Raw genomic sequence first — 22,434 nt, 5'->3', positions numbered from 1 at the left:
AGGTTAACCAGTTCATTCTATGATTACCGTTCTACCTATTTCCAATCCCGCAGATCTACAATCGGCCTTTGCCATCCGTCGTCAAGTGTTTGTCGAGGAACAGCATGTCGATGCGCGGGAGGAATACGATGAATTTGAAGAGACTAGTACTCATTTTCTGGCTCGTGCCGATGGCACACCCTGCGGCACGGCCCGCTGGCGCCGGACATCGAACGGCGTGAAGCTGGAACGCTTTGCCGTACTCGCCGACTTTCGGGGCCTAGGCGTCGGGAAGGCGTTGGTGAAGACAGTTTTAGACAGTGTGTTCAGCCAGCAACCCGAGCCTATCGAACGAATTTACCTGCACGCGCAGGTAACCGCCATGCCGCTCTACGCCGGTTTTGGCTTCGTTCCGGTCGGACCGATGTTCGAAGAGGCTGGTATACAGCATTATAAAATGGTATTGCCTGGCTCCGCCTACGCCAAAGAATGAAAGGTAACCCTTTTGTTCGCTATGCCGGTGCCCTGATTGCGGGGATCGTGCTGTACGAGCAACTTCCCAATGGGTCACTGCTTCCGCTGATAGCCTTTTTCCTGGGAATTTGTCTGCTTGGGTGGGGGATGTACCAGCAAGCTGGTAAGCGCGTTAAGCCGATACAGATTACCTCCGGTGCGGGCGGTTTGTTAATGCTTGTGGCGCTCGGCTGGGCCATTACCTACCAGCATACGGCGAGCAATCAGCCGACCGATATCGTTCATCTTACCGATACGCTCAGGGCCTACGAAGGCGTTATTGCTGCTCAGCCCGAAGAGCGAGCCAAAACGGTGCGGGTTGAATTAGCCATCCGGCGCGGAAACTGGAACAATCGGTGGCAACCCCTCAGTGGCCGGGTAATCGTTTATGTCGACAAGGCAAACGGAACGTCGATCCAGCAAGCCATGCCTCGTTATGGCGAAGTCTGGTTGGTATCGGGAGCGCCCCGGCCTATAGATCCGCCGTTAAATCCCGGCGAGTTTGACTACAAACGATATCTCAGCTACCGGAATATTTACCATCAGCAATACCTGCGAACCTACCAGCGAACGGTTTTGGGTGTTGACCCGCCCAGCCGAATAACCAACCTGGCCACGATCGTAAATCGGTGGGCTGACAGCGTTTTTACGCATCAGGTTGGGAGTAAGGCTGAATACGGTCTTGTCAACGCCATGATCCTGGGTGTGCGCGACGATCTGGACACGGAGTTGTACCGGGCGTACTCGGCTGCGGGTGCCGTGCATATTTTATCGGTGTCGGGGCTTCATGTCGGCATTCTGTTTGCGGTACTGACCTACTTAATAAGCTTCCTCATCAAGCGGCCACGGGGTAAACTGCTGATGGCTTTTCTGCAGTTAAGCATGTTGTGGTTCTACGCCCTCGTTACGGGCTTTTCGCCCCCCGTACTACGGTCGGCAGCCATGTTTTCGATGCTCATTGTCGCCAGCGCGACGGGACGTCAGCAGCAGTTGGCCAATACGCTGGGAGCGTCGGCTTTTTTCATTCTTTGCTTTGACCCCTATGCCCTGTTTTCGGCAGGATTTCAATTGTCTTACCTGGCCGTGGGCGGTATTCAGGCGTGGCAATCGTCACTTTACCAATCTCTGACCTTTCGCTATACGTGGGCAAACCGACTCTGGGAATTAACGGCCGTAGCCCTGGTTGCCCAATTAATTACCTTTCCGTTGGGCGTTTATTATTTTCACCAGTTTCCCACGTATTTCCTTCTGGCGAATCCAATCGTAATTGTGCTGTCCGAAATGCTGTTGCCATTAGCGATGGCGACGTTACTGTGTAGCTGGATTCCTTACCTGAGTGATGTCTTGGGCTGGCTGCTGCATAAGGTGGCCTGGATGCTCAATTATGCGGTTACACAAATGGGCCAGCTACCTGGGGCGGCCTGGGACGGTCTCTGGCTTTCGCCAACGGCAACGGTGCTGATTTATGTAATCATTTTTAGTGGGGTGGCTTTGCTGCTAACGCGTAACCGATTGTATCTGTGGGTTTCCTGTGTTGCTGCTTTGTTGCTGGCCGGAGTGACCCTGTGGGGCGATTATCAGCAAGCCCATCAGCAACGGCTGGCCGTCCATTTTCTTCCACACCGAACGGCGGTAAGTCTGACAGATGGCCATAGAAGCCAGTTGGTAACGGATCTTGATCAGACGGATACGCGTTCATTCGATTTTTACCTTAAAAATACCTTTGGGAAATGGGGCGTTTCGGCCCTGAATATTGCCCATGTCAGCCGAAAAAGCAGCGCTTCTGATTCACGCAGTACGATCCCTGGGTACTACCAAACCCCGGACTATAGTTTGTGGGTCTGGCAGGGGAAAACGCTGTTGCTGGTCAACAAGCTGAATGGGCGAAATCGGTGGCGGTTACCGGCTGCGGTGGATTACCTTATCGTGCGCCGAAATGCGCTGCAAGACTGGAGTCAACTCACCGGGCGCGTCGTAGCCAGGCATATTATTTTCGATGATTCAAACAAAACTCCGTTGACCGACCGGCTTTTGGCAGAAGCAAAAGAACGAAAAATTGCCTGCTATTCGGTACGGCAGATGGGCGCATACGTCGCGGAGCTGCGGTGATAAACATAGGCCGGTTATCCGGATATAAGTAAGGCCGTTAGCAAAAGATCAACTTTTGCTAACGGCCTGATCAATTACGTTCCGTAGGGCTTCTTCTACCGAGTATACAGGGCCCCTTTGGCTATGGTTGATTCGTACTCGAAGTTGATCGTTTCCAAAAACTTGCCGGTTACCCAACCTACATCAGCATTTCGGACGAAGACAAATCGCTTCGGTTCGCCAGGCATGGCCGAGTATGTTTTCAGGATGGAGTCCAGCCATAAAGCCCCGGCAATAAGTTGTTTTTCAGTAAGTTGATTCTGAATGGTGCTTATGTCGCTCTCTGCCTGGGCTTTGATCTCCGGATTGGCGATACCGCTCAGATTAGGCTTCGTTAAGTCGCGGTAATCGGTCAAGGCCAGTCGTTTGAAGCGTTCCACATCGTCCAGCGTGACCGCCACGGCCGTTATGCCCGCTTTCTCCGGATGCAGGTACGTGATAAGTGCCCACACGATGTCGCCCCCCACACCCACAGTTCTGCGGTTCTGTAACCCTTGATGCCTGGTGTTCAGACGGGGTGCCAGCTCACGGTCGGCAATCGTTTTGATAACCCGTTGCGCTTCCTTTTTATAGGCATCCAGGCTCATCGACTGCTTGTTGTCGATCTGGCCAACGAGCGAGTTGAGGCCGATGGGAACATCGATGCCATGAAACGTTTTGCTGGCGGATCCGGCAGCCTGTTCGAAGTACCCACCCAAGGTACTGTTGTTGCCTATGTTCAGGGCAGACGTTGTTGGCCAAACTTTGCGGGGAATAGCACCGATCGTAAATAGTTCGGCCTCTCGATTGGCGGTGAGCGAGGTATCTATTTTCAAGGTGCTGGTTGGCAGTACCCGCGACAATTGATCGTAAATCTTCTTTCTGTTCTGCGGATTTCTGGCCAGTTCTTCCCGAACGTCGTTACTGAGCACGATAAATACCCGTTCGTTGGGGATGTTATAGCGTTGAATCGAGTCCAGACAAACTTTCAGGGCATCCTGAGTAGGACGGTAACCACCGGAAGCATCGGCAAAAAACGTAGCCGATGGGTTGGCTATATTGACCGTCGATTTGATTTCTTTTTCGTAGAAATCGGTCTCGTACCTCGTTTTGAGAATCGCCAGTTTAATCGTCGACGTGCCAATTTGAATCCCGGCATACAGATTCTTATTGGACAGATTCCGAACGACCTCATTTACGCCCCAGGCACTGGCCACGTATTTGAGCTTAAGGTACTGGGCGCGGGCTTTCTCCAGATAGCTGATGGCCGTTGTGCTGTCCCGCAAATCCATGTACGACAGACCCAGCAGCTCGTTGGCAACGGCTTCCCAATAGAAATTGGTTTTCTGAACGGCCGGTATCGCCCGTTTGATCAGGCTAATGGCCTCATCCGATTTTTCGACCGCACGAAGGGTGTTGGCTAACTTAATGTATCGGATGGCCTGGGTAGTGCTTTGGGCTGGTTGCGCTAGCCCAATCGAACACCAAAGACAGAATAAAAAGAGGAACGTGGATAAGCGTTTCATAAGCTGGATAAATTAAAATTTGGTATATCCCAGCACTTACGTAATAACTTGATCCTTAGACTTATTAGTTAGTTATAAAATTGGGGTATTTAATGAGAAAACAATCAACTGGCTCACTAACTGGGCGTTCAGTTAGCCGCCCGGCTCGTTGAGTCTTTCTTGGGGGCCGCCGGCCGCCAGCCACCAATATCCTTTTGCATGGCCTCTTTTTTGGATTGGTAAAGCGACCATTGCTCCGGGGTCAGAATCGGCTTCAGTTTCTCTTCCTTTTCTTCATTAAACATCAGCATTACGTCGCGCACCTGCTTGATTACTTCCGGAGAGGGGCGGCCACCGCCCGTGCCGATGATGTCTTTAATGGCATCCTGCTGCTGACTGGCATATTCGTTGTTAAGTTGTTTGACGGATTTAGCCTGCTCTTTCGTTAGCTCAAGATTTTCTTTCAGCCATTTGGTTTCCTTCTGGGCCATGTCGCCGGCAATATTGGGTACCGAAGCTCTTGGTGGACTACTGGGCATGCTTTGGCCCATACCACGACCGCCCATGCCTCGACCATAACCACCCCCATATCCACCATACTGACCAAAGCTATGCAGGCTGATAAACAGCGCCAGGCAACACAACCACATTGTTAATTTATTCATGACAGGTACAGAAAATTAATGAATTAGCGTCCGCGTACCGATTGATTTCTTCGGTAAAGTCTGGCAAAAATACAGGAAGTTATCGGGCTTTCAGATGCAGAAAACCACTAAACTTTTTTTGTGAACGGGCCGTTGTTCTTTTGTATGGAAATGCTAGAAAAAATCCGCAAAGCGTATACGGAGTACGTACTCGAACATGGCAAACAACCTACCTCCGTTTTTCAGTTTGCCAAGAAGCTAAAAATCGCCGAGGCTGACTTTTATACCCAGTATACGTCGTTCGACGCGATTGAAGCCGATATCTGGCTAGCTTTCTTTAAGGATGCCCAAACAACCGTAGAAGCCGACGAAACCTATCAAAGTTATTCCGTTCGGGAAAAGCTGCTGGCCTTCTATTATACCTGGATCGAGTTACTCAAAGCGCAGCGCAGTTTTGTCGTTTATAGCTTTGGTCGGTTGAAGGATCAGAGCAGGGGGAAAGGCCTTCGGAGCCTGACGCCCAAAATTCCTATTCTAAACCCCTTCAAAGACGAGTTCTTCGATTACGCCCGCGATCTGCTGGCCGAAGGTCGGGAGAGTAAGGAAGTTGAACCCCGTCCGTTTGTAACCGACCGTTACCCGGATGCCCTCTGGGGGCAAACACTTTACCTGCTCGATTTCTGGGTACGCGACGTTAGCAAGAATTTCGAGAAAACTGACTCCGCTATTGAAAAATCAGTCAACACCGCATTCGATCTCATTGGCCGCTCGCCATTGGATACCCTGTTCGACTTTGCCAAGTTTATGTACCAAAATAAATGAGTGAACGAATGAACGAGCGAAAGAGTAGTTACCTGCCGGATGCATTCACTCTTTCGCTCGTTCATTCGTTCACTCTTTCCATAGTATGAAGATCCAGACATCCGTTCCGACGAGTAAGGTTGCGCGTGCCAGTCAATTCATGAAAGCTGGGGTAAAGGTTGGTGGTAACTATATAAAACATTATAGTAAAAAACTGCTCGACCCCGGTTTGTCGAAGGAAGAGTTGCACAAGGACAATGCGGCCGACATCTATGATGCCCTGAGTGAGCTGAAAGGGTCGGCCCTGAAGATGGCCCAGATGCTGAGTATGGACCGCGGTCTGCTACCCGTGGCCTATTCCGACAAGTTCACGATGGCGCAGTATTCGGCACCACCGCTATCGGGGCCATTGGTCGTCAAGACATTCAAGATGTATTTTGGCAAAACGCCCACGCAACTGTTCGATAAATTTAGCGTCGAAGCCGTCAATGCCGCCAGCATCGGGCAGGTACACCAGGCCTGGAAGGATGGAAAAAAACTCGCCGTTAAAGTCCAGTACCCAGGTGTGGCCGATGCCGTCAGTTCGGACTTGAAAATTGCCAAGCCGCTCGCCGTTCGGCTCTTGAACCTGAACGAACGGGATATAGACCGGTACATGGGCGAAGTAGAGTCGAAACTGCTGGAGGAGACTGATTATGAACTGGAGCTGAAGCGGTCGATCGAGATTTCAGAGGCCTGTGCCCATATTCCGGGTCTGGTGTTTCCCAAATACTATCCCGAATTCTCGTCAAAGCGTATTCTGACCATGGACTGGCTCGACGGGATGCACCTGAAGGAGTTCATGAAAACGAACCCGTCGCAGCAAGTTCGGGACAAGATCGGGCAGGCGCTTTGGGATTTCTATGATTTTCAAATTCACATCCTGCGCCAGGTTCATGCCGACCCGCATCCGGGTAATTTTCTGATGCGGGCCGATGGGACCATGGGTGTAATCGATTTCGGTTGTGTAAAGGTCATTCCTGATTTTTATTACGACAATTATTTCCGACTGGTCAATCCGGATACCATAGACGACGATCAGTTAACCGAAGAGATTTTCGAAAACCTCGAGTTCCTTACAGACGAAGATTCGCCTAAAGAACGGGCCTTCTTCTCCGAGTTGTTCAAGCAGATGACCCGGATGCTGGCCGAACCATTTGCCGTCGACTCCTTTGATTTTGGGGATGATGCCTATTTCAGTCGGGTGTATGCCTTTGCCGAAGGATTGGCCAACGTTGACGAATTGAAAAACTCTAAAGTTGCCCGTGGATCGCAGGATGGGCTGTACGTAAACCGAACCTATTATGGTCTCTACGCCATGCTGAATGAGCTGAAAGCCCGCGTCACAACGACTAAGCCAGCATGGCTGCGTTCGACTAAGGCGCTGGTCTGATCGCGAAAGCGTACGTATAAATTAGAAGCACAAAGAATGAGGGAAGTTTCTCCATTCTTTGTGCTTCTGTGTTTGTGAGAATTTCACCCCCCAACCCCCTGAAGGGGGCTTTGCTCGACTATTCTCAACTTAAGCCCCTTCAGGGGGTTGGGGGATGAAATCCCAAAAGGCCAAGAGACCTAATTTATAGGTACGTCCCTTTAATGCTTTTTTTTGAGGTAAAACAGCGTCACGCTTTCTCGGCAGACTGATAAATTCGCTCAACGATGGCCTGCAACATAGCACCCTGTTCGGCGGTGCAAACCGTAGATGGTTTCCCGTCGCAGGCATCCAGAAACGCAATTGTATTTTTGAGCTGGATATCCGCTTCCTCCAGATACGGAAATTGAACATCTGCTAACTCCCCGGCTATCTCGGTATGCAGCGAAAAGGGGAAGAGCTTAATGCCACCCTTGCTGCCGAAAATTTCCAGATTTCGATCCTTGTCAGCCTGGGTGTTCAGGGCAAAAGACGCCGACAGCATGATCGATATGTTGTTCGGAAACGAAAGGTAGGCCGTGGCGGCATCTTCAACCTCAAACGCATTTGGGTCCCAGCTACCCATTAGCCCTTTGCCGCCCGCTTTGCCGATTAGGTCATAGGTATGCCCCAGCACCCGGTCTGGCGTTGGGTAACCCAGGACATACAAAGCCAGATCAAGAACGTGAACGCCAAGATCCAGTAACGCTCCTCCGCCCTGCATGGCTTTGTTGGTAAAAGAGCCCCAGCCCGGAATCCCCCGCCGACGGAGAAATTGAGCCTTGATATGGTAAATGTCGCCGAGTAATCCATCAGCCCGGCAACGCATCAGCAATTCCCATTCACTTGTTTGCCGAAGCTGAAAGTTATAGGCCAGTGTTAAGCCTTGCTGAGCGGCCAGATTCGCCATATCCCGCGCCTGTTGAGCCGAAATAGCGGGGGGCTTCTCGCAGAAAACGTGGCAGTTATGCGCCAGCGCTTCCATCGTTTGAGTAAAATGCAGGTTGTTGGGCGTGCAAATGACCACGATATCCGGCGCACACTGCTCATACAGCGAACGGGTGCTGTCGAAGGCATGAGCAATGCCGTGTTTATCGGCCAGCGCGCGGGCTTTCGCTAGATCGCGACCGCAAACGGCGACAAGCTCAACCCGGTCGGCTAGTTGCTGAAGGGCTGGAATGTGATTTGTATCGGCAATGTGGCCGCCACCAATGATAGCTGCTTTTAGTAAAGGCATCGGGATGATGTTATGAGTTGGTCAGGACGAAATTGATCAAAATGGCTGAACATTCCGTCGCGAATGCGTTCAGACTAAACGATTCATGTTCATTCCGTGAATTATTTCGTAATTTCGATGTTTTTCAGGTAGATAATAACATAGACTCATGATTGAAAGACCCATTACAGATTGGTTACCTCTAACGATGAAGGAGGTCGAAAAAAGAGGTTGGGACGAAGTAGACATCGTGCTGGTTTCAGGCGATGCCTATGTAGACCACCCGGCTTTCGGAACCGCTGTGATTGGCCGCATCATGGAGAGCGAAGGCTTTCGGGTGGCGGTTGTTGCACAGCCCAACTGGAAAGATGATCTGCGGGATTTTAAGAAATTCGGTAAGCCTAAATATTTCTTTGGGGTTACGGCAGGCTGTATGGATTCCATGGTGAACCACTACACCGCCAACAAACGGCTGCGCTCCAACGATTCGTACACCCCCGGTGGCGAAGCGGGCTTCCGCCCCGACTATGCGACGACGGTCTACTCTAAGATTCTGAAAGAACTGTATCCGGATGTGCCGGTGCTCCTGGGTGGTATTGAGGCTTCTCTGCGCCGGGTAACGCATTATGATTACTGGCAGGATAAGCTGATGCCGTCTATACTGGTTGATGCCGGGGCCGATATGCTGGTGTATGGTATGGGTGAACAGCCCCTGCGCGAGATCCTGAGACTGACGCGCCAGGGTGTACCCTTCTCGTCTATGCGGAACATCAACCAGGTGGCGTTTATGCATGACGCGAGCGCTCAACTGGGCGACTACAACGACTGGAGCACCGTTGAACTGGCGAGTCATGAGACCTGCCTGAAAGATAAGATCAAGTATGCGGCCAACTTCAAAATTGTAGAGGTCGAGTCGAATAAATGGCAGGCCAACCGCATTACCCAGGAGGTAGGCAATCAGGTACTGGTCATCAATCCGCCCTTCAAAACGATGGAGGAAGCCGAGATCGACAAGTCATTCGATTTGCCGTACACGCGCTTACCCCACCCGAAATACAAAAAGCGTGGTCCGATTCCGGCCTACGACATGATTAAATTCTCGGTGAATATGCATCGGGGTTGCTTTGGCGGTTGCAGTTTCTGTACCATCTCGGCGCACCAGGGTAAATTCATTGCCTCGCGGAGTGAGAAATCCGTGCTGAAAGAGGTGGACGAAATTACGAAGCATCCTGAGTTCAAGGGCTACATTTCCGATCTGGGAGGCCCGTCGGCGAACATGTACAAGATGAAGGGCAAAGACGAATCGATCTGTGCCCGTTGCCAGAGTCCGAGTTGTATTCACCCGGTTATTTGCTCCAACCTTGACACATCGCACAAGCCCTTAACGGAGTTGTACCGCAAGGTCGATGCAAACCCGTCTATTAAAAAAGCATTTGTTGGCTCCGGGGTGCGGTATGATTTGCTGGTCGATGATTTTAATAAAAATAACGACGACGGTAACCACGACGAATACATGGAGCAGCTTGTTACGCGCCACGTGTCGGGTCGCCTGAAAGTGGCCCCTGAGCACACCGCCGACGACACATTGCGGGTCATGCGGAAGCCCTCCTTCAAGTATTTCAAATTGTTCAAGAAGAAGTACGACCAGATTCAGGAAAAACACAACCTCAGGCAACCCCTGATTCCGTATTTCATCTCCTCGCACCCCGGCTGCGAGGAGCAGGATATGGCCAATCTGGCCGCCGAGACCAAAGACCTTGGTTTTCAACTGGAGCAGGTGCAGGATTTTACGCCAACACCCATGACCGTGGCCGAAGTGATTTACTATTCTGGTGTTCATCCATATACGTTGAAGCCTGTTAAAACGGCCAAAACACGTGACGAAAAGCAGGCACAGAATCGTTATTTCTTCTGGTACAAGCCCGAATACAAAGACTGGATCCGGAGCCGGCTGAACAAACTCAATCGGCCCGACCTGGTTGAACGACTGCTGGGCAGTAAACCAGGAAACACGGGTAAAACGACCGCTTCGGGAAACTATTCGGGCAGAAAAAAACGGTAGGGGCGTCTGCGTATCCTGGTTCAATAGCAACTCGTTCACCCTGAAGTTTGGCGACTTAAAACGCAGATTTCGTGGTGAACGATTTTTTTAGACTGATCTTTACCAAATGGTACCAACCACCGACACAACCGTAACAAGTACTAACCCCGACGCCATTCAGGCGAATGCGCCCAAACTAAATCGTGAGAGCGGACCCGCAGCCAAGCCCAGGTTCGACGATATTTTCATGGAGCTGGCCGTTAATCTGGCCAGGCGGTCACACTGCATCAAAGCGCAGGTTGGGGCTGTGCTGGCCCGTGATACCCGAATCATTTCAATTGGGTACAATGGTCCCCCCGCCGGGACGCACAACTGCGACGAGGAATTTCCGGACGTGGGCTGTCCGCGCGATTCGAAAGGCTCGTGCTCACTGGCGCTCCATGCCGAACAAAATGCCATTCTGTATGCTGCAAAAAACGGTTCCGAAATCGAAGGGTCAACGATTTACGTAACGTTGTCGCCCTGTATTGCCTGCGCCCGAATTATTTACAGTATGAAGATTGCCCGGGTCGTATTTCTCAATTCATACGCTGAATACAAGGGGATTGCGTCCGATGAAGGCGTCGATTTTCTCCGTCGGTTTGGGGTTCTGGTTGAGCGGTATGTGCCATCGGAGGGCGTCGCGCTGGCATCTGAGCCATCAGTAGCTAAAAAGACGGCATGAATATACTGGCGCATGGCTATCTGTCGAATCGAAACACGGGCATACTCATAGGAAATTTTATCGGCGATTTTATAAAAGGAGATCCGGCCAATCCTCGCCATCACCTGTCACCCGAAGAGGTTATGGGCGTTCGTATACACCGCGCCATCGACTCGTTTACGGATGCCCATCCGGACGTAGCCCTTGTTCGGGATCTTCTGCATCCGCGCTGTCATAAATACGCCGGTGCAGCCGTAGACATCTTTTTTGACCATTTTCTGGCGCTCAACTTTGAGTTGTTAACGGGCGAATCCCTGCCTGACTTCATCCGGTATTTTTATCAGACCCTGCTGGACAATGAAATGCGTTTGTCGTCAGACGCGGCCCGCATGGCCGATTATATGATACGGCAGGACTGGCTGACCAGCTACCAGTTTATCGAAGGGGTTGATCGGTCGCTCAAAGGGGTTTCGCGCCGGACAGCTTTCCCGTCAGGACTAGAGACCGCTATTCTGGATTTGGAACGATACTATGACCTGATTGGTCGGCATTTCACGTATTTTTGGCCTACCTTAGTTGAACACGTACAACAGACGCGCATCGCGTTGATACACTCATGATGAAACCGACAAAAAACGTTTTCCCCCTCGCTCTGGTAGCCCTGCTGCTCGCTATCTTGATTGGCCAGGCTGGCTGGAAAAAAGCGGAGCCCTGGAGCCCAGATCAATTACTGGAACCCGCTGATTTAGCCCAGGTAATTAATGATCCATCAGCAGAGAAGCCTCTCATTATTAGTATCGGGCCAGCCGCTACCATTAAAGGGTCGGTGGGTATTGGACCGGGTAGCGAAGCCGAAAATCTGGCGAAACTGGAGAAATTGTTAAGTAAAGAACCGAAAGACCGGTCCATCGTGATTTATTGCGGTTGCTGCCCATTCAAAAATTGTCCGAACGTCCGTCCGGCGTTTACGAAATTGAATGAACTGGGTTTCAAGAACCACAAATTGTTGAATCTGGCCAAAAACCTCAAGACCGACTGGCTCGATAAGGGATATCCGGTTGCTGAATAAATTGGGGTCCATGCAGACTGCTTGACAACGGGTAGTCTGCATGGGCTGTGTAGTTCTGATCAATTCTACTTTTAGCTGCCCTATAGCGAATGAGCTAGCGAACCGGGCATGGCCAATGAAGTCCAAATACCGCCTGATCGCCTTCGTGCTGGCGCTCGTTATCATTAACGGGCTCGCGTTCAGCATTGCTCTGGTTGACAAGACCAGCTACAAAAATGCGTTGTTCTATCGCTTCACCCGGCAGCGTTTCGCCTGGATTGTATCGAGTCCACCGCCACAGCACGCTATCAACGCCGGGTGGGCGAAGGCGAGTCTGAACGCGGCTTTTTCGACAACGAAATCGGCTCAGACAGGGCTATCGCCAGCCGACTCGATTTTCACACGGGCTATCGTGTTCGATAACGGAACGACCAAAGCTGCGCTTATTAGCATTGATCTGTTGATGATGCCACCGTTGGTAGCCATTGAGTTGCAGAAACGCCTACCCAAACTTGGCTTCGACTGGAAAAATGTATACCTGGGCGCGACGAATTCGCACCAGAATCTGGGCGGGTGGGCCAACGACTACATGAGCAGAAAGAGTTTGGGTGACTATGATGAAATGGTAGTCGACAACCTCACAAAAGCGATACTGCAAGCTGTTGCGACTGCTCAGAAGAATAGTGCCGTTGTGCAAACGGGTTATGCACAGGCTGAGAACGCCCATTTCCTGAAAATACAGAAAGGATCCGGCGAGTCGGCTATTATTTTCTCGACCAATGCGCCACAACTTTTTGCCGATCTGACCGATTCCTCTACGCAGCGTACCGCTGGCAGTCTACTGGCGACCCAACTGGAGAAAAGTACCGGAAGCTTTTTGCTCTATTTAGCTGGTGGGGTCGATCCGCCGAATACGACTGCTCCTGCCGGGCAGGCCGATAGCCTGCTGGCACGCGTTACCCCCGTGCTGAAAAGCCTGCCACTCCATACAGATAGCGTACTCGTGGCCCAAACGGTACCGCTTATCCAAAGTGATCCACAGGTACGGATCAGTAAAAGCTGGCGGTTAAAACCCTGGCTTGTGAAGGCAATTTATGGTGATTATGGTGCGGATATGAAGGCGCTACGCATCGGCAAAACCGTTTTTGTTGGCAACCCGGGTGCCTTTTCATCAGCGTTGGCATTAGCGCTGCAAGCGACGCCCACCGGCGAACGGAACAACCTGGTAATCACGAGCTATAATGGCGGGATGATCGGCCAAATCGTCCCGGATAGCTATTATTACGATCCCCAAAGTCCATACGATATCCGGGATATGAATCGGTTTGGGCCGCACACGAGTGCCTTCATCACCGAGATGGTTCAAAATCTGGTGAGCAGCCTCAAATGAGGTTCGCTCTGGTTTAGATCGAACCGAATCGGGCAAAAGGCCTGGCCGGTAAGGTCAGTCAATCTCGATGGCCAAATTAATGGCAGTCACCCTGGGTTTCGGTGAATAACGGTTGCATCGTTGGTGAAACGGGTCTGCTTCTTAGCGACGCCGGGATTTAAACTTGATTGCCCGCGCGATTGTGGCTTTAAGCAGGCCATGCAAAGTTTGCGCAACGCAATGAATGTCAACCGTGTTTCACTAGTTCCTAGCATTAACCCACAGCAAGAGGATGAGTGTTTGCCAGGAATTGTTGAAACCAGCGCCCCGATGCTTTGACGATTCGCTGTTGCGTCCGAAAGTCAACATACACTAGCCCGAAGCGGGGGCGATAGCCCTCGGCCCATTCGAAATTATCCAGGAATGTCCAGGCGAAGTAGCCCGCAACCGGGATGCCCTCCTGCTTGGCCCGCAATACTTCCCGGATGTAGTTCTGGTGGTAGTCGACCCGAGCTGTGTCCTTGACCTGTCCCTTTTCTACGGTATCGTAAAAAGCGGCTCCACTTTCAGTAATGTAGATTTTTTTGACGCCCTTGTACTGACTGAACTGTTTGATAATCCGATACATACTTTCTGGATATACCTCCCAGCCCATTTCGGTAATGGTCTGGACATTGCGCCGTAAGGGCGACACATCTTTAGCCCATAGGTAAGGCATAAAGTACGATTGTTCGACAACGGCCCGAAAATAGTGTTGTAAACCGATGAAGTCGAAATCAAACGCCAGTCGGTCAAAATCACCGGGTTTAGCAACTTTTTTGGCAATGCCACCCAGAAATGGAAGTTCATTGACGGGATAGCCTAAGCCAAGGGATGGTTCAATGTACAGCCGGTTCAGCAGGGCATCCACACGGGTAGCTGCAGGTTGATCGCGGGGGGTAAACGGGTCAATGGGCGAGCAGGAAAACGTAGTGCCTACCTGGGCATCGGATACGTTTTGCCGGACAATCCGGCCTCCTTCGGCCTGTGCCAGCGCGGTGTGGTGAATGGCGGGTAAGAGGTTTCGAAAACTACGCCGTCCGGGGGCATGCTGCCCCGTGAAGTACCCCAAAATGGACGAGGCCAGTGGCTCATTCAGAATTATCCAGTGCTTGACTTTATGCCCGAATGCTTTCGTGGCGACATCCACAAAATCGCCGAACCAATCCACAATCTGGCGGTTAGGCCAGCCCCCTTTGTTTTCGAGCGCCTGCGGTAAGTCCCAGTGATACAGTGTAATCCAAGGTGTAATGCCAAGAGCGAGACAATTGTCGATGAGCTGGTTATAGAATGTGATTCCCAACGGATTGATACGACCGCCGTGGCGTGGACCAGTGCCTTCGGGCAGAATGCGGGACCAGGACAGCGAAAACCGAAAGGCGTCGAACCCCAGTTCTTTGTGGAGCTTCAGATCCGACGCATAGCGGTCATAGAATTCGCAGGCTGTATCGCCATGTTCGCCGGTTTTGATTTTTCCTTTCTGGTGGCTAAACGTATCCCAGATGGATGGCCCTCGTCCGTCACGGTCGACTGCGCCTTCGATCTGGTAAGCTGCTGTGGCCGTTCCCCAACTAAAATCAAGGCCAAATTGGGCACGTGTGAGGAGCGGCACCGGGGTTTGTGGCTCGGAAATAAGGCTCTGTTCGGGCAAAACTAAATCAGTAATGACTTAGTGATAACCGCAAAGAAGTCTGTTGAGTTTGGCCGTAACAAAACCTTAATGTAAAGGCACATGTCATCCGAAGAATCTGTACATCAAAAAAGCCGATGCAGCCGCGTGCGTACGGCCTGGAAATAACGCCCGGCCGGGGAAGTCCGGATCTGATGTCATCGCATTAAACGGGCTCCCCCGGTTGATTCTCGCAACCGGAAGGAGCCCGTCAAGGTCAGTTGGAAAGCTAATTAACCCTAGCCTCTGCGGCCGTAGGGAGTAGGGCGGTTGTTGTAGCGATTGGATTGCTGAACGGCGAATAAACGGTCACGTTGTGCGGAGTTTAACACGGCCAGCATATCCTGACGTTTGCGCAGCTGAAGCTGACGGTAGCCATCGGGCGTCATACGGCTGCGGGCCATGAGCTGGTCGTAGTTATTTTCGATTTTGCGAAGCTGCTTTTCCTGGCGACGGCTCAAGCCGACAATGGCATCGATACGATCGATTTTTAATTCGTCCTGGAGCCGGTCGTTGTTGTACTGAGCGCCTTGCACGGGCACCGGACGATTCTCAAAAGGTCTTGAATAAACGCCTTGAGCGAAGGTAGCACCCGAAGCGAGGGTGAATAAAGTAAGGGCGGCTGCGATTGTCTTTTTCATGATCCGTTGGTTGTTTTTATGTGTTACTTGATCGTTAGAGACAAATCGCAGAGCTGCGTTTAATGGAGGAGTCGAGGCATGTTGCTGAGTGCCCGGTTTTACTTCCCGAATAGCCTCAATTTACGGCCGAATGGCCTTTTCTTTTTCCAACTGCCGATGCGCCATAGATTGGGCCAGAATGCTGGCCACAATAAGTTGAAGCGCGTGATACATCATAATGGGTAGTAGGACGACCCCCGCAACCGATCCCGGAAACAAGACATTCGCCATGACGCTTCCCTGTACCAGTGATTTCTTGGATCCACAAAACAGGGCTGTGATCCGATCTTCACGACTAAATTTCAGCAGACGGCTAAGGGCATGAATGAATCCATAGATAAGAAAAAACAAAGCCAGCATCATGCCCGCCAGTTCTACCAGATCCGCCGGTGAATAGCTGGCAAATAAATTAAGCGAAAACGACTCACAAAAGGCAGTATAGACAATGAGCAGAATGGTAAATTGATCAAAGTAGCGCAAATACGCCTTGTACCGTTCGGCAAACCAGCCCAGCTTACGGTTCAGCAAAAGCCCCAACACGACCGGTACAATGACTTGTAGCGTTAGTTTGCCGATAACACTGGTCAGGTCATAGTGTCCGTTCGAGCTGGAAAGCAGAAAACTCATCCAGAGGGGTGTGATGAATACGCCGATCAGGCTGGAAATGCTCGCGTTGAAAATGGCTGCCGGTATGTTGCCATTCGCAATGGAGACCATCACCACCGACGACGACACGGTGGAGGGCAGGGCTGCCACGTAAAAAATGCCCAGCCAGAGGAGTTCAGTATCGGGGGTGATGAGTAACGAGCGAGCCGCCAGTACTACCGCCGGAAAAATAATAAACGTGGTTATATGGATGACCAGATGCAGCCGATAATTCCTTAAACCAGCCTTCAGGTCATCGAAATTCAGGCGCAGCCCGTAGAAGAAAAAGATTAACGAAACTCCGTAACCAGCCAGAGACGATAGGGACAAGGGGCCTTCCTGAATGCCGGGACCGGGCCACACCTTGGCTAGCCCGATCATGCCCAGTAGAGCCAAAATAAACCAATCGAGCCCGACGCGGGCCAGTAGCGAACCTAGCGATGATCGTACCATAGAAAGAATAACCGCTCCGGGTTCAATTCCGTTTTGATTTAGCCGGTTTACCTTACTTTAATAATTTCGCCAAAGTAGTTCATCGTCACCAGGTAATCGGACGTTTTTCTGCTTTCAGGCTCAACAAGGCGCATCGAAATAGTTATGTACCGCTGTCCGTTGAAGGTGGGCTTGTAGGTAACGCTCTGGAGAATGGCCTGTTCAACGGGCTTGTCATTTTTGGTAAAATACAGCAAGTCATCTTTTAGCAGCGTTCGCTTGAACACCTGAGTCCCTGTTTTCTTCGTTGCCTGAATCGTTACCGTATTGTTGAAATAGCACCCGTCTGCTACCCGCATGGAACTGGTATCCTGATTGACCGTTATCGAAACGGTCAACGCTTTCGCCGACTCCTGATAAACATCCGCTTTGCCCAGTTTATCCGCTTTTGTTACCGACTGACAGTTGTCTGTTTTGGGCGATGGGGGAGTTGACGTGGAATCGACAGAAGCCTGAGCCGCTTGGGTGGTGTTCTCCTGTTTACTTTCTTTTTGTCCGCAGGCTTGTAACAAACAAACGGCAAACAGCGCTATGAATACGTTTTTCATGCCGTAAATTTCTTATTTATCCCCCAACAAAACAGCATTAGGCGCTTCATTTTAGCTTCAGCACAAGAAATAAGTACGTGCGTTACTTTTTGAATCACCACCAGTCAAAACAGTTCATTTGGCCGAAAGGGTTATCAATAAGCCACTGGTTTAGGGGGCCTTTCTTACTTAAAACAAAATTTATTCATTTGAACAAACCTAAACGGGCTTATTTTTCGTTTATTGAACTATACTGCTTTTAATTTGCACTGATATGAAACGGTTTCGCTCCATCTCGCTTGATCCAATTAACACCCTTGCCTGGACGGGTATCCTTGTCCTTTCAGCTTTATTTGCTTTTGGTCTCGCTACAATCCTGTTCTAGCTGGTTAACAACTAGTTTTTACGAACAAATTTTGCTTGCCAAGTCCGATGCCGCCAGATGGCTGGCAGTGGGTCTTATTTTCATGGTAAGATTTAATCACTAGCCAGTCAACTCCACGTATTGATGTGGATGAATTTGTGCATTTCTTACCTGATGCGTAGGCATCAGGTTGAATCACCGTATTCCAGGCGAAGGATCACTTATGATCAAAAAACAGATTAGTTGTTCCCTTTTTTACAAAAACTCTTCACGTCTTTCAGGGTAAAATCAAGGATGTCTGCTTCTTTACGGACTGACTGGCTATATTGAAGCGCTAGTTTAGTCCTGTTTAACATTCATTATCCTGACATGAGGCCAAATCACTGGTTATTTTTCTTTCTGTTTCTTTCGCCATCTCTGTTTGCTCAATCAAATCTTAAGCTCTGGTACAATCAGCCGGCAGCCGCCTGGACTGAAGCTTTGCCTGTTGGCAACGGACGTATAGGGGGGATGGTATTTGGAAATGTTGACAATGAATTAATCCAGCTCAACGAGAGTACGCTCTGGTCGGGTGGCCCGGTAAACGGAACTGTCAATCCAGAATCACCTTCGTATTTGCCAAAAGTTCGTGAAGCGCTGGCTAGGGAGGATTACAAGCAGGCCGTTGATCTGGTGAAACACATGCAGGGGCTTTATACCCAGTCGTACATGCCGCTGGGCGATTTGTCGTTGAAACAGAATTTTAATGGCGCAAAATCGACGAGTTACTATCGGGATCTGGATATCCAGAAGGCCGTGGCCACCACCCGATTTACTGTGAATGGCGTAGCGTATAAACGGGAAGTATTCGCTTCGGCTCCCGATGGTGTGCTGGTTATCCGGCTGACAGCCAGTAAACCTGGCCAGCTTACGTTCGATGCATCGACCAAAAGCCCGTTGCGCTTTCAGAATACTACGGGCACAAATGGTGAGTTGCTGATGAAGGGCAAAGCCCCGGCCCAGGTTGACCCTAATTATTATAATTCAAAAGACCGGCAGCCAATTATTTACGAGGATGCCGACGGCTGTAAAGGCATGCGCTTTCAGGTACGCCTGAAAGCGCTCAACAAAGGGGGCAGTGTCCACACCGATAGCGTGGGCATCCATGTTCGAAAGGCAACGGAAGTTTTGCTGCTGGTGGCAGCAACGACCAGTTTCAATGGGTATGACAAGTGCCCTGATAAGGACGGGAAAGATGAGAACAAGCTCGCCGATGACATCATCCGGCAAGCCAACAAGCGTGATTATCAGACGCTGCTCGCCCGGCATATGGCCGATTATCAGGCCTATTTCAACCGGTTCTCGCTTCAGGTAACTGATACAACGACCAGAAATGCCAATGCTGTACTGCCCTCCGACCAGCGTTTGCAGGGATACAGCGAAGGGGCATATGACCCCGGAGTCGAAACGCTTTATTGCCAGTACGGGCGTTATTTGCTGATTTCCAGTTCCCGTGTACCAAATGTGCCCGCCAACCTACAGGGAATCTGGAACAAGGAGCTACGCGCTCCGTGGAGTTCTAACTATACGATCAATATTAATACCCAAATGAATTACTGGCCGGTCGAGGTCACCAATCTTTCGGAGTTGCATCGGCCTTTGTTGGGTTTTATTGGGCAGCTGGCCAAAACGGGCGCTTTGACGGCCAAGGAGTTTTATAACATGAAGGGTTGGGTAGCGCACCACAACACCGACATCTGGGCGATCGCCAATCCCGTCGGCGACCGGGGGCAGGGTGATCCAAAGTGGGCAAACTGGAACCAGGGAGCCGGTTGGTTGAGCCAGCATCTCTGGGAGCACTATCGGTTTACGGATGATAAAAATTTCCTGCGTGAAACGGCCTATCCTCTGATGAAAGGAGCCGCCCAGTTTTACCTGGATTGGCTTGTCGAAGACAAAGATGGGTATTTGGTGGTATCGCCATCTGTATCGCCGGAAAATGATTTTATCGACTCGAAAGGTCAGCCAGCCTCCATTTCGGTAGCCACAACCATGGATATGTCGATCATGTGGGACCTGTTCACCAACCTGATCGATGCCTCGACTGTTCTGAATACCGATGCCGAATTCAGAACGTTGCTCATGGAGAAACGGAAGAAATTTTACCCGTTGCACATTGGTCATAAGGGTAATCTTCAGGAGTGGAGTAAGGATTGGGAAGATGTCGATCCACAACACAGACACGTATCTCACCTGTTTGGATTGCACCCCGGCCGACAAATTTCGCCCATCACAACCCCCGACTTTTCAGCCGCTGCCAAAAAGACGCTGGAACTTCGGGGTGATGCCGGAACGGGTTGGAGCCGGGCCTGGAAAATTAATTTCTGGGCCCGGCTGCTCGATGGGAACCATGCATACAAATTACTGCGGGAGTTGTTACGGTTTACCCGCGAAACCAAAACCAATTACGGCAGTAAGGGTGGGGGTGGTACATACCCCAACTTTTTCGATGCCCATCCTCCCTTTCAGATCGATGGTAATTTTGGCGGGACCGCAGGTATGGCCGAAATGCTGATTCAGAGCCACTTAAGTGACATTCATTTACTGGCTGCGCTACCCGATGTCTGGAAAGATGGCCAAGTAAAAGGTCTGAAAGCGCGTGGCGGATTTGAGGTGGATATGAACTGGAGAAACCACCGGTTAGCTACGGCTACGATTAAGTCTACCTCTGGAAAGCCCTGCAACGTGAGAACCAGCCGCCCCATACGCATACAGGGGGTTAAAACAACGTCAACTAAAACCGATATAGGGTATGTAACATCCTTCACGACGCAAAAAGGTGCTGTTTATACGCTGACGGGTTTATAAACCAAAGGTTAATTGGTGCAAAAACGAAGCGGGATCTGATTGTCTAATCAGGTCCCGCTTCGTTTTTGCATTATCATCGTTTACCTACGAACCCGACGTTATAAACAGTTGTAATTTCATCTGGTCATTCGGGCGGAGCTGATCACCAAGCGTCACCCGTTGAATATAAGGAAGAAGAGTATTAAAACCGGAGGATGTTGGAACCGTTAAAATCAACGGTTGGCTTAACGCTTTTTTCTTGATAATTTGACCGATATAGTAGGTTAAATCAATGGTGTAGCTATCGGTCAATAAAATTGCTTCGGGATTTGCAGAGTAATTTGCTCCAGCCGGGTCAGTTCCTACTGCTCCCCCCGGAACCGTAGCAACTATTTCATTCAAATTGTTGGTTTGATAAAGCTGTAGACTCGCAGGAGGGTTCATATTGTCGCGTAAATCGCGACGAACAGGGCTAATGACCAAAAGTGCCCGGTTAATATCGGCAAAAGTCGCTGGTCTAAAAAAGTCGTTCAAATACGGAAATTCGATACGGGTCTGAATCCCAGCACCAAGTGACACAACCGTGGTTTTATCTGTAAGATCGCTGGCAACCATATCCGACCGGTTTTTCAACGCGCTTAAAATTGTACCGGACCGGTCATTTTTTAGATTGGTAAAGTGCAGCGACGAGATCGAAAATAAAAGATTCGATGGCGTTCTGTTGATATCCGTATCATGGTAATACATACGAATGCCACTTACAGAGGCACTGGTAGTAAAGCCAAGAAAGGTATTCGACGTTGATTTGCCTAGAAGTGAAAATCCAGGCAGAAAATCGTTCAGAGTGGTATTGTCAGCGATTTCACCGCTACTGATTTTCTCGAATAAGGTCTGGGCAAGTTCCGCCGGTAAACGAATCTGTACTAACCGTGTGTTACTATACTGGTTCGGTCTGAACGACTGCTTCACCAGTGGCTTCGCAGCGTAGGCAACGGTGCTGGTGTTGTAGTAAAACTGAGATTGAAGGGGTCTGTTAAGCTGGTAAACCTCTAGATCGAACGTTGACGTTGTGTCACCATACGTAAACGAATAACCGAGTTCCAACACTAAAGAATCTAATTGAAAGTTAGTCTGGGAAACTAACGAATTCGACGGGTAGTCGATGGCTGCAAAAGCCTGCGCCGTTTGCAGCCCGGTGTATGTATCTTTCCATTGACCCACAACCATATCGGCGATCGTAGGTCCTGATGTGACGAACGAGTCCGTCCGCATTACCGTCGAAGTCTTCACCGTCATCGAGTCAACCGATTGAATCTGCAATTGCTGCGGATTGATAACAGACTGTCCCACGTTGAGGTCACCCGATTGGCAAGCAAATAGCACTATACCGGCCAGCCAAAGCAAACCGGCGTACCAGAGAGTACGCATAAGCAAATAATTCAGGGAATTTTTACACCTAACTGGCGTAGTTCGTCATTCGTCAGGGTAGGCAGGGCCTTCTCCCGTTGTATTTTCTCAACCACCCGTTCACCAACCCGCTGGGCTTCTGCTTCGGAAGCAAAGCCTACAATTCCGGGCTGACCTGGAATTGTAGGCTGATAAATGAATGGTTTTCCGTTGTTTAGTATTGAGTAACCCCAGCCGCCTTTTGTCGCGAAAGCCTGAACTTGGTAGTGATTTTGCCGCTGGTAAATGAGCCAGCCTGTGAGGATGGCTAGTATCAGCAAAACAATAATCAATCCCTTGCGCATCAGATTCATTCCTGACGGTTGACTGGTGTTTAACGTCGCATGATG

At 50.4% G+C, this 22,434-nt stretch carries 19 protein-coding genes; 10 read left to right on the top strand and 9 right to left on the bottom strand.

What is annotated here, in order from left to right; genetic code table 11:
* Positions 1-19 precede the first annotated feature (19 nt).
* On the top strand, positions 20-472 hold the full coding sequence (locus tag ACYU8Y_RS16840) for a GNAT family N-acetyltransferase (protein WP_460939216.1): 453 nt from the start codon (positions 20-22) through the stop codon (positions 470-472).
* Entirely contained in the window at positions 469-2,601 is a 2,133-nt protein-coding gene (locus tag ACYU8Y_RS16835; RefSeq protein ID WP_460939215.1) for a ComEC/Rec2 family competence protein, read from the top strand. Before ACYU8Y_RS16840 ends, ACYU8Y_RS16835 begins: the two co-directional genes overlap by 4 nt.
* A 95-nt stretch (positions 2,602-2,696) precedes the next feature.
* Here the strand turns inward: ACYU8Y_RS16835 and ACYU8Y_RS16830 are convergent, their stop codons facing one another.
* Together ACYU8Y_RS16830 and ACYU8Y_RS16825 are read right to left on the bottom strand one after the other, a co-directional pair.
* Positions 2,697-4,145, bottom strand: coding sequence for a tetratricopeptide repeat protein (locus tag ACYU8Y_RS16830; protein WP_460939214.1), 1,449 nt, complete (start codon positions 4,143-4,145; stop codon positions 2,697-2,699).
* Positions 4,146-4,273: 128 nt separating this feature from the next.
* A complete protein-coding gene (locus tag ACYU8Y_RS16825) occupies positions 4,274-4,789 on the bottom strand; it encodes a hypothetical protein (RefSeq protein ID WP_460939213.1) in 516 nt (171 codons plus the stop codon).
* A 144-nt stretch (positions 4,790-4,933) separates the two neighbouring features.
* Between ACYU8Y_RS16825 and ACYU8Y_RS16820 the strand changes: the two genes are divergently transcribed.
* Together ACYU8Y_RS16820 and ACYU8Y_RS16815 are read left to right on the top strand one after the other, a co-directional pair.
* Complete coding sequence (locus tag ACYU8Y_RS16820) at positions 4,934-5,590, top strand: TetR/AcrR family transcriptional regulator (RefSeq protein ID WP_460939212.1); 657 nt, start codon at positions 4,934-4,936, stop codon at positions 5,588-5,590.
* A gap of 85 nt (positions 5,591-5,675) precedes the next feature.
* Positions 5,676-7,001 (top strand): ABC1 kinase family protein, encoded by a 1,326-nt coding sequence (locus ACYU8Y_RS16815; protein ID WP_460939211.1) that lies wholly within the window; start codon positions 5,676-5,678, stop codon positions 6,999-7,001.
* Positions 7,002-7,230: 229 nt separating this feature from the next.
* Here the strand turns inward: ACYU8Y_RS16815 and ACYU8Y_RS16810 are convergent, their stop codons facing one another.
* On the bottom strand, positions 7,231-8,256 hold the full coding sequence (locus tag ACYU8Y_RS16810) for a Gfo/Idh/MocA family protein (protein ID WP_460939210.1): 1,026 nt from the start codon (positions 8,254-8,256) through the stop codon (positions 7,231-7,233).
* A gap of 148 nt (positions 8,257-8,404) precedes the next feature.
* Between ACYU8Y_RS16810 and ACYU8Y_RS16805 the strand changes: the two genes are divergently transcribed.
* The 5 genes from ACYU8Y_RS16805 to ACYU8Y_RS16785 all read left to right on the top strand — a co-directional run bounded on the left by ACYU8Y_RS16805 (position 8,405) and on the right by ACYU8Y_RS16785 (position 13,417).
* Positions 8,405-10,297, top strand: coding sequence for a YgiQ family radical SAM protein (locus ACYU8Y_RS16805; protein WP_460939209.1), 1,893 nt, complete (start codon positions 8,405-8,407; stop codon positions 10,295-10,297).
* 226 nt (positions 10,298-10,523) lie between these two features.
* Positions 10,524-11,000: a deoxycytidylate deaminase gene (locus ACYU8Y_RS16800; RefSeq protein WP_460940312.1), complete on the top strand. Its 477-nt coding sequence runs from the start codon at positions 10,524-10,526 to the stop codon at positions 10,998-11,000.
* Entirely contained in the window at positions 10,997-11,599 is a 603-nt protein-coding gene (locus ACYU8Y_RS16795; RefSeq protein ID WP_460939208.1) for an acyl carrier protein phosphodiesterase, read from the top strand. Before ACYU8Y_RS16800 ends, ACYU8Y_RS16795 begins: the two co-directional genes overlap by 4 nt.
* Positions 11,596-12,048, top strand: coding sequence for a rhodanese-like domain-containing protein (locus tag ACYU8Y_RS16790; RefSeq protein ID WP_460939207.1), 453 nt, complete (start codon positions 11,596-11,598; stop codon positions 12,046-12,048). The genes ACYU8Y_RS16795 and ACYU8Y_RS16790 overlap by 4 nt, the downstream gene beginning before the upstream one ends.
* Positions 12,049-12,163: 115 nt before the next feature.
* Positions 12,164-13,417 (top strand): neutral/alkaline non-lysosomal ceramidase N-terminal domain-containing protein, encoded by a 1,254-nt coding sequence (locus ACYU8Y_RS16785; RefSeq protein ID WP_460939206.1) that lies wholly within the window; start codon positions 12,164-12,166, stop codon positions 13,415-13,417.
* A 253-nt stretch (positions 13,418-13,670) separates the two neighbouring features.
* On the opposite strand, the gene ACYU8Y_RS16780 is transcribed toward ACYU8Y_RS16785, so the two are convergent.
* The 4 genes from ACYU8Y_RS16780 to ACYU8Y_RS16765 all read right to left on the bottom strand — a co-directional run bounded on the left by ACYU8Y_RS16780 (position 13,671) and on the right by ACYU8Y_RS16765 (position 17,469).
* Positions 13,671-15,047, bottom strand: coding sequence for a GH1 family beta-glucosidase (locus ACYU8Y_RS16780; protein ID WP_460940311.1), 1,377 nt, complete (start codon positions 15,045-15,047; stop codon positions 13,671-13,673).
* A gap of 296 nt (positions 15,048-15,343) precedes the next feature.
* Positions 15,344-15,745 (bottom strand): hypothetical protein, encoded by a 402-nt coding sequence (locus ACYU8Y_RS16775; RefSeq protein ID WP_460939205.1) that lies wholly within the window; start codon positions 15,743-15,745, stop codon positions 15,344-15,346.
* 120 nt (positions 15,746-15,865) lie between these two features.
* A complete protein-coding gene (locus tag ACYU8Y_RS16770; RefSeq protein ID WP_460939204.1) occupies positions 15,866-16,882 on the bottom strand; it encodes a bile acid:sodium symporter family protein in 1,017 nt (338 codons plus the stop codon).
* Between the two features lie 47 nt (positions 16,883-16,929).
* Positions 16,930-17,469, bottom strand: a complete 540-nt coding sequence (locus ACYU8Y_RS16765; protein ID WP_460939203.1) for a hypothetical protein — start codon at positions 17,467-17,469, stop codon at positions 16,930-16,932.
* Positions 17,470-18,181: 712 nt separating this feature from the next.
* Between ACYU8Y_RS16765 and ACYU8Y_RS16760 the strand changes: the two genes are divergently transcribed.
* The gene (locus tag ACYU8Y_RS16760) at positions 18,182-20,659 is read left to right on the top strand and encodes a glycoside hydrolase family 95 protein (protein WP_460939202.1); all 2,478 of its coding nucleotides are present in this window, start codon (positions 18,182-18,184) and stop codon (positions 20,657-20,659) included.
* 84 nt (positions 20,660-20,743) lie between these two features.
* On the opposite strand, the gene ACYU8Y_RS16755 is transcribed toward ACYU8Y_RS16760, so the two are convergent.
* Both ACYU8Y_RS16755 and ACYU8Y_RS16750 read right to left on the bottom strand, forming a co-directional pair.
* Entirely contained in the window at positions 20,744-22,066 is a 1,323-nt protein-coding gene (locus ACYU8Y_RS16755; protein WP_460939201.1) for a DUF4270 family protein, read from the bottom strand.
* 11 nt (positions 22,067-22,077) lie between these two features.
* Positions 22,078-22,398, bottom strand: a complete 321-nt coding sequence (locus tag ACYU8Y_RS16750) for a DUF4907 domain-containing protein (RefSeq protein WP_460939200.1) — start codon at positions 22,396-22,398, stop codon at positions 22,078-22,080.
* Positions 22,399-22,434: the final 36 nt, after the last annotated feature.

The organism is Spirosoma humi, from assembly GCF_054776575.1.
This window is presented reverse-complemented; position numbering and strand designations above follow the sequence as displayed.

Coding starts and splice junctions, on each gene's coding strand:
- ACYU8Y_RS16805 (WP_460939209.1), top strand. CDS start 8,405: ATGATTGAAAGACCCATTACAGATTGGTTACCTCTAACGATGAAGGAG.
- ACYU8Y_RS16820 (WP_460939212.1), top strand. CDS start 4,934: ATGGAAATGCTAGAAAAAATCCGCAAAGCGTATACGGAGTACGTACTC.
- ACYU8Y_RS16760 (WP_460939202.1), top strand. CDS start 18,182: ATGAGGCCAAATCACTGGTTATTTTTCTTTCTGTTTCTTTCGCCATCT.
- ACYU8Y_RS16825 (WP_460939213.1), bottom strand. CDS start 4,789: ATGAATAAATTAACAATGTGGTTGTGTTGCCTGGCGCTGTTTATCAGC.
- ACYU8Y_RS16800 (WP_460940312.1), top strand. CDS start 10,524: ATGGAGCTGGCCGTTAATCTGGCCAGGCGGTCACACTGCATCAAAGCG.
- ACYU8Y_RS16770 (WP_460939204.1), bottom strand. CDS start 16,882: ATGGTACGATCATCGCTAGGTTCGCTACTGGCCCGCGTCGGGCTCGAT.
- ACYU8Y_RS16765 (WP_460939203.1), bottom strand. CDS start 17,469: ATGAAAAACGTATTCATAGCGCTGTTTGCCGTTTGTTTGTTACAAGCC.
- ACYU8Y_RS16785 (WP_460939206.1), top strand. CDS start 12,164: ATGAAGTCCAAATACCGCCTGATCGCCTTCGTGCTGGCGCTCGTTATC.
- ACYU8Y_RS16790 (WP_460939207.1), top strand. CDS start 11,596: ATGATGAAACCGACAAAAAACGTTTTCCCCCTCGCTCTGGTAGCCCTG.
- ACYU8Y_RS16755 (WP_460939201.1), bottom strand. CDS start 22,066: ATGCGTACTCTCTGGTACGCCGGTTTGCTTTGGCTGGCCGGTATAGTG.
- ACYU8Y_RS16775 (WP_460939205.1), bottom strand. CDS start 15,745: ATGAAAAAGACAATCGCAGCCGCCCTTACTTTATTCACCCTCGCTTCG.
- ACYU8Y_RS16795 (WP_460939208.1), top strand. CDS start 10,997: ATGAATATACTGGCGCATGGCTATCTGTCGAATCGAAACACGGGCATA.
- ACYU8Y_RS16830 (WP_460939214.1), bottom strand. CDS start 4,145: ATGAAACGCTTATCCACGTTCCTCTTTTTATTCTGTCTTTGGTGTTCG.
- ACYU8Y_RS16810 (WP_460939210.1), bottom strand. CDS start 8,256: ATGCCTTTACTAAAAGCAGCTATCATTGGTGGCGGCCACATTGCCGAT.
- ACYU8Y_RS16750 (WP_460939200.1), bottom strand. CDS start 22,398: ATGAATCTGATGCGCAAGGGATTGATTATTGTTTTGCTGATACTAGCC.
- ACYU8Y_RS16835 (WP_460939215.1), top strand. CDS start 469: ATGAAAGGTAACCCTTTTGTTCGCTATGCCGGTGCCCTGATTGCGGGG.
- ACYU8Y_RS16840 (WP_460939216.1), top strand. CDS start 20: ATGATTACCGTTCTACCTATTTCCAATCCCGCAGATCTACAATCGGCC.
- ACYU8Y_RS16815 (WP_460939211.1), top strand. CDS start 5,676: ATGAAGATCCAGACATCCGTTCCGACGAGTAAGGTTGCGCGTGCCAGT.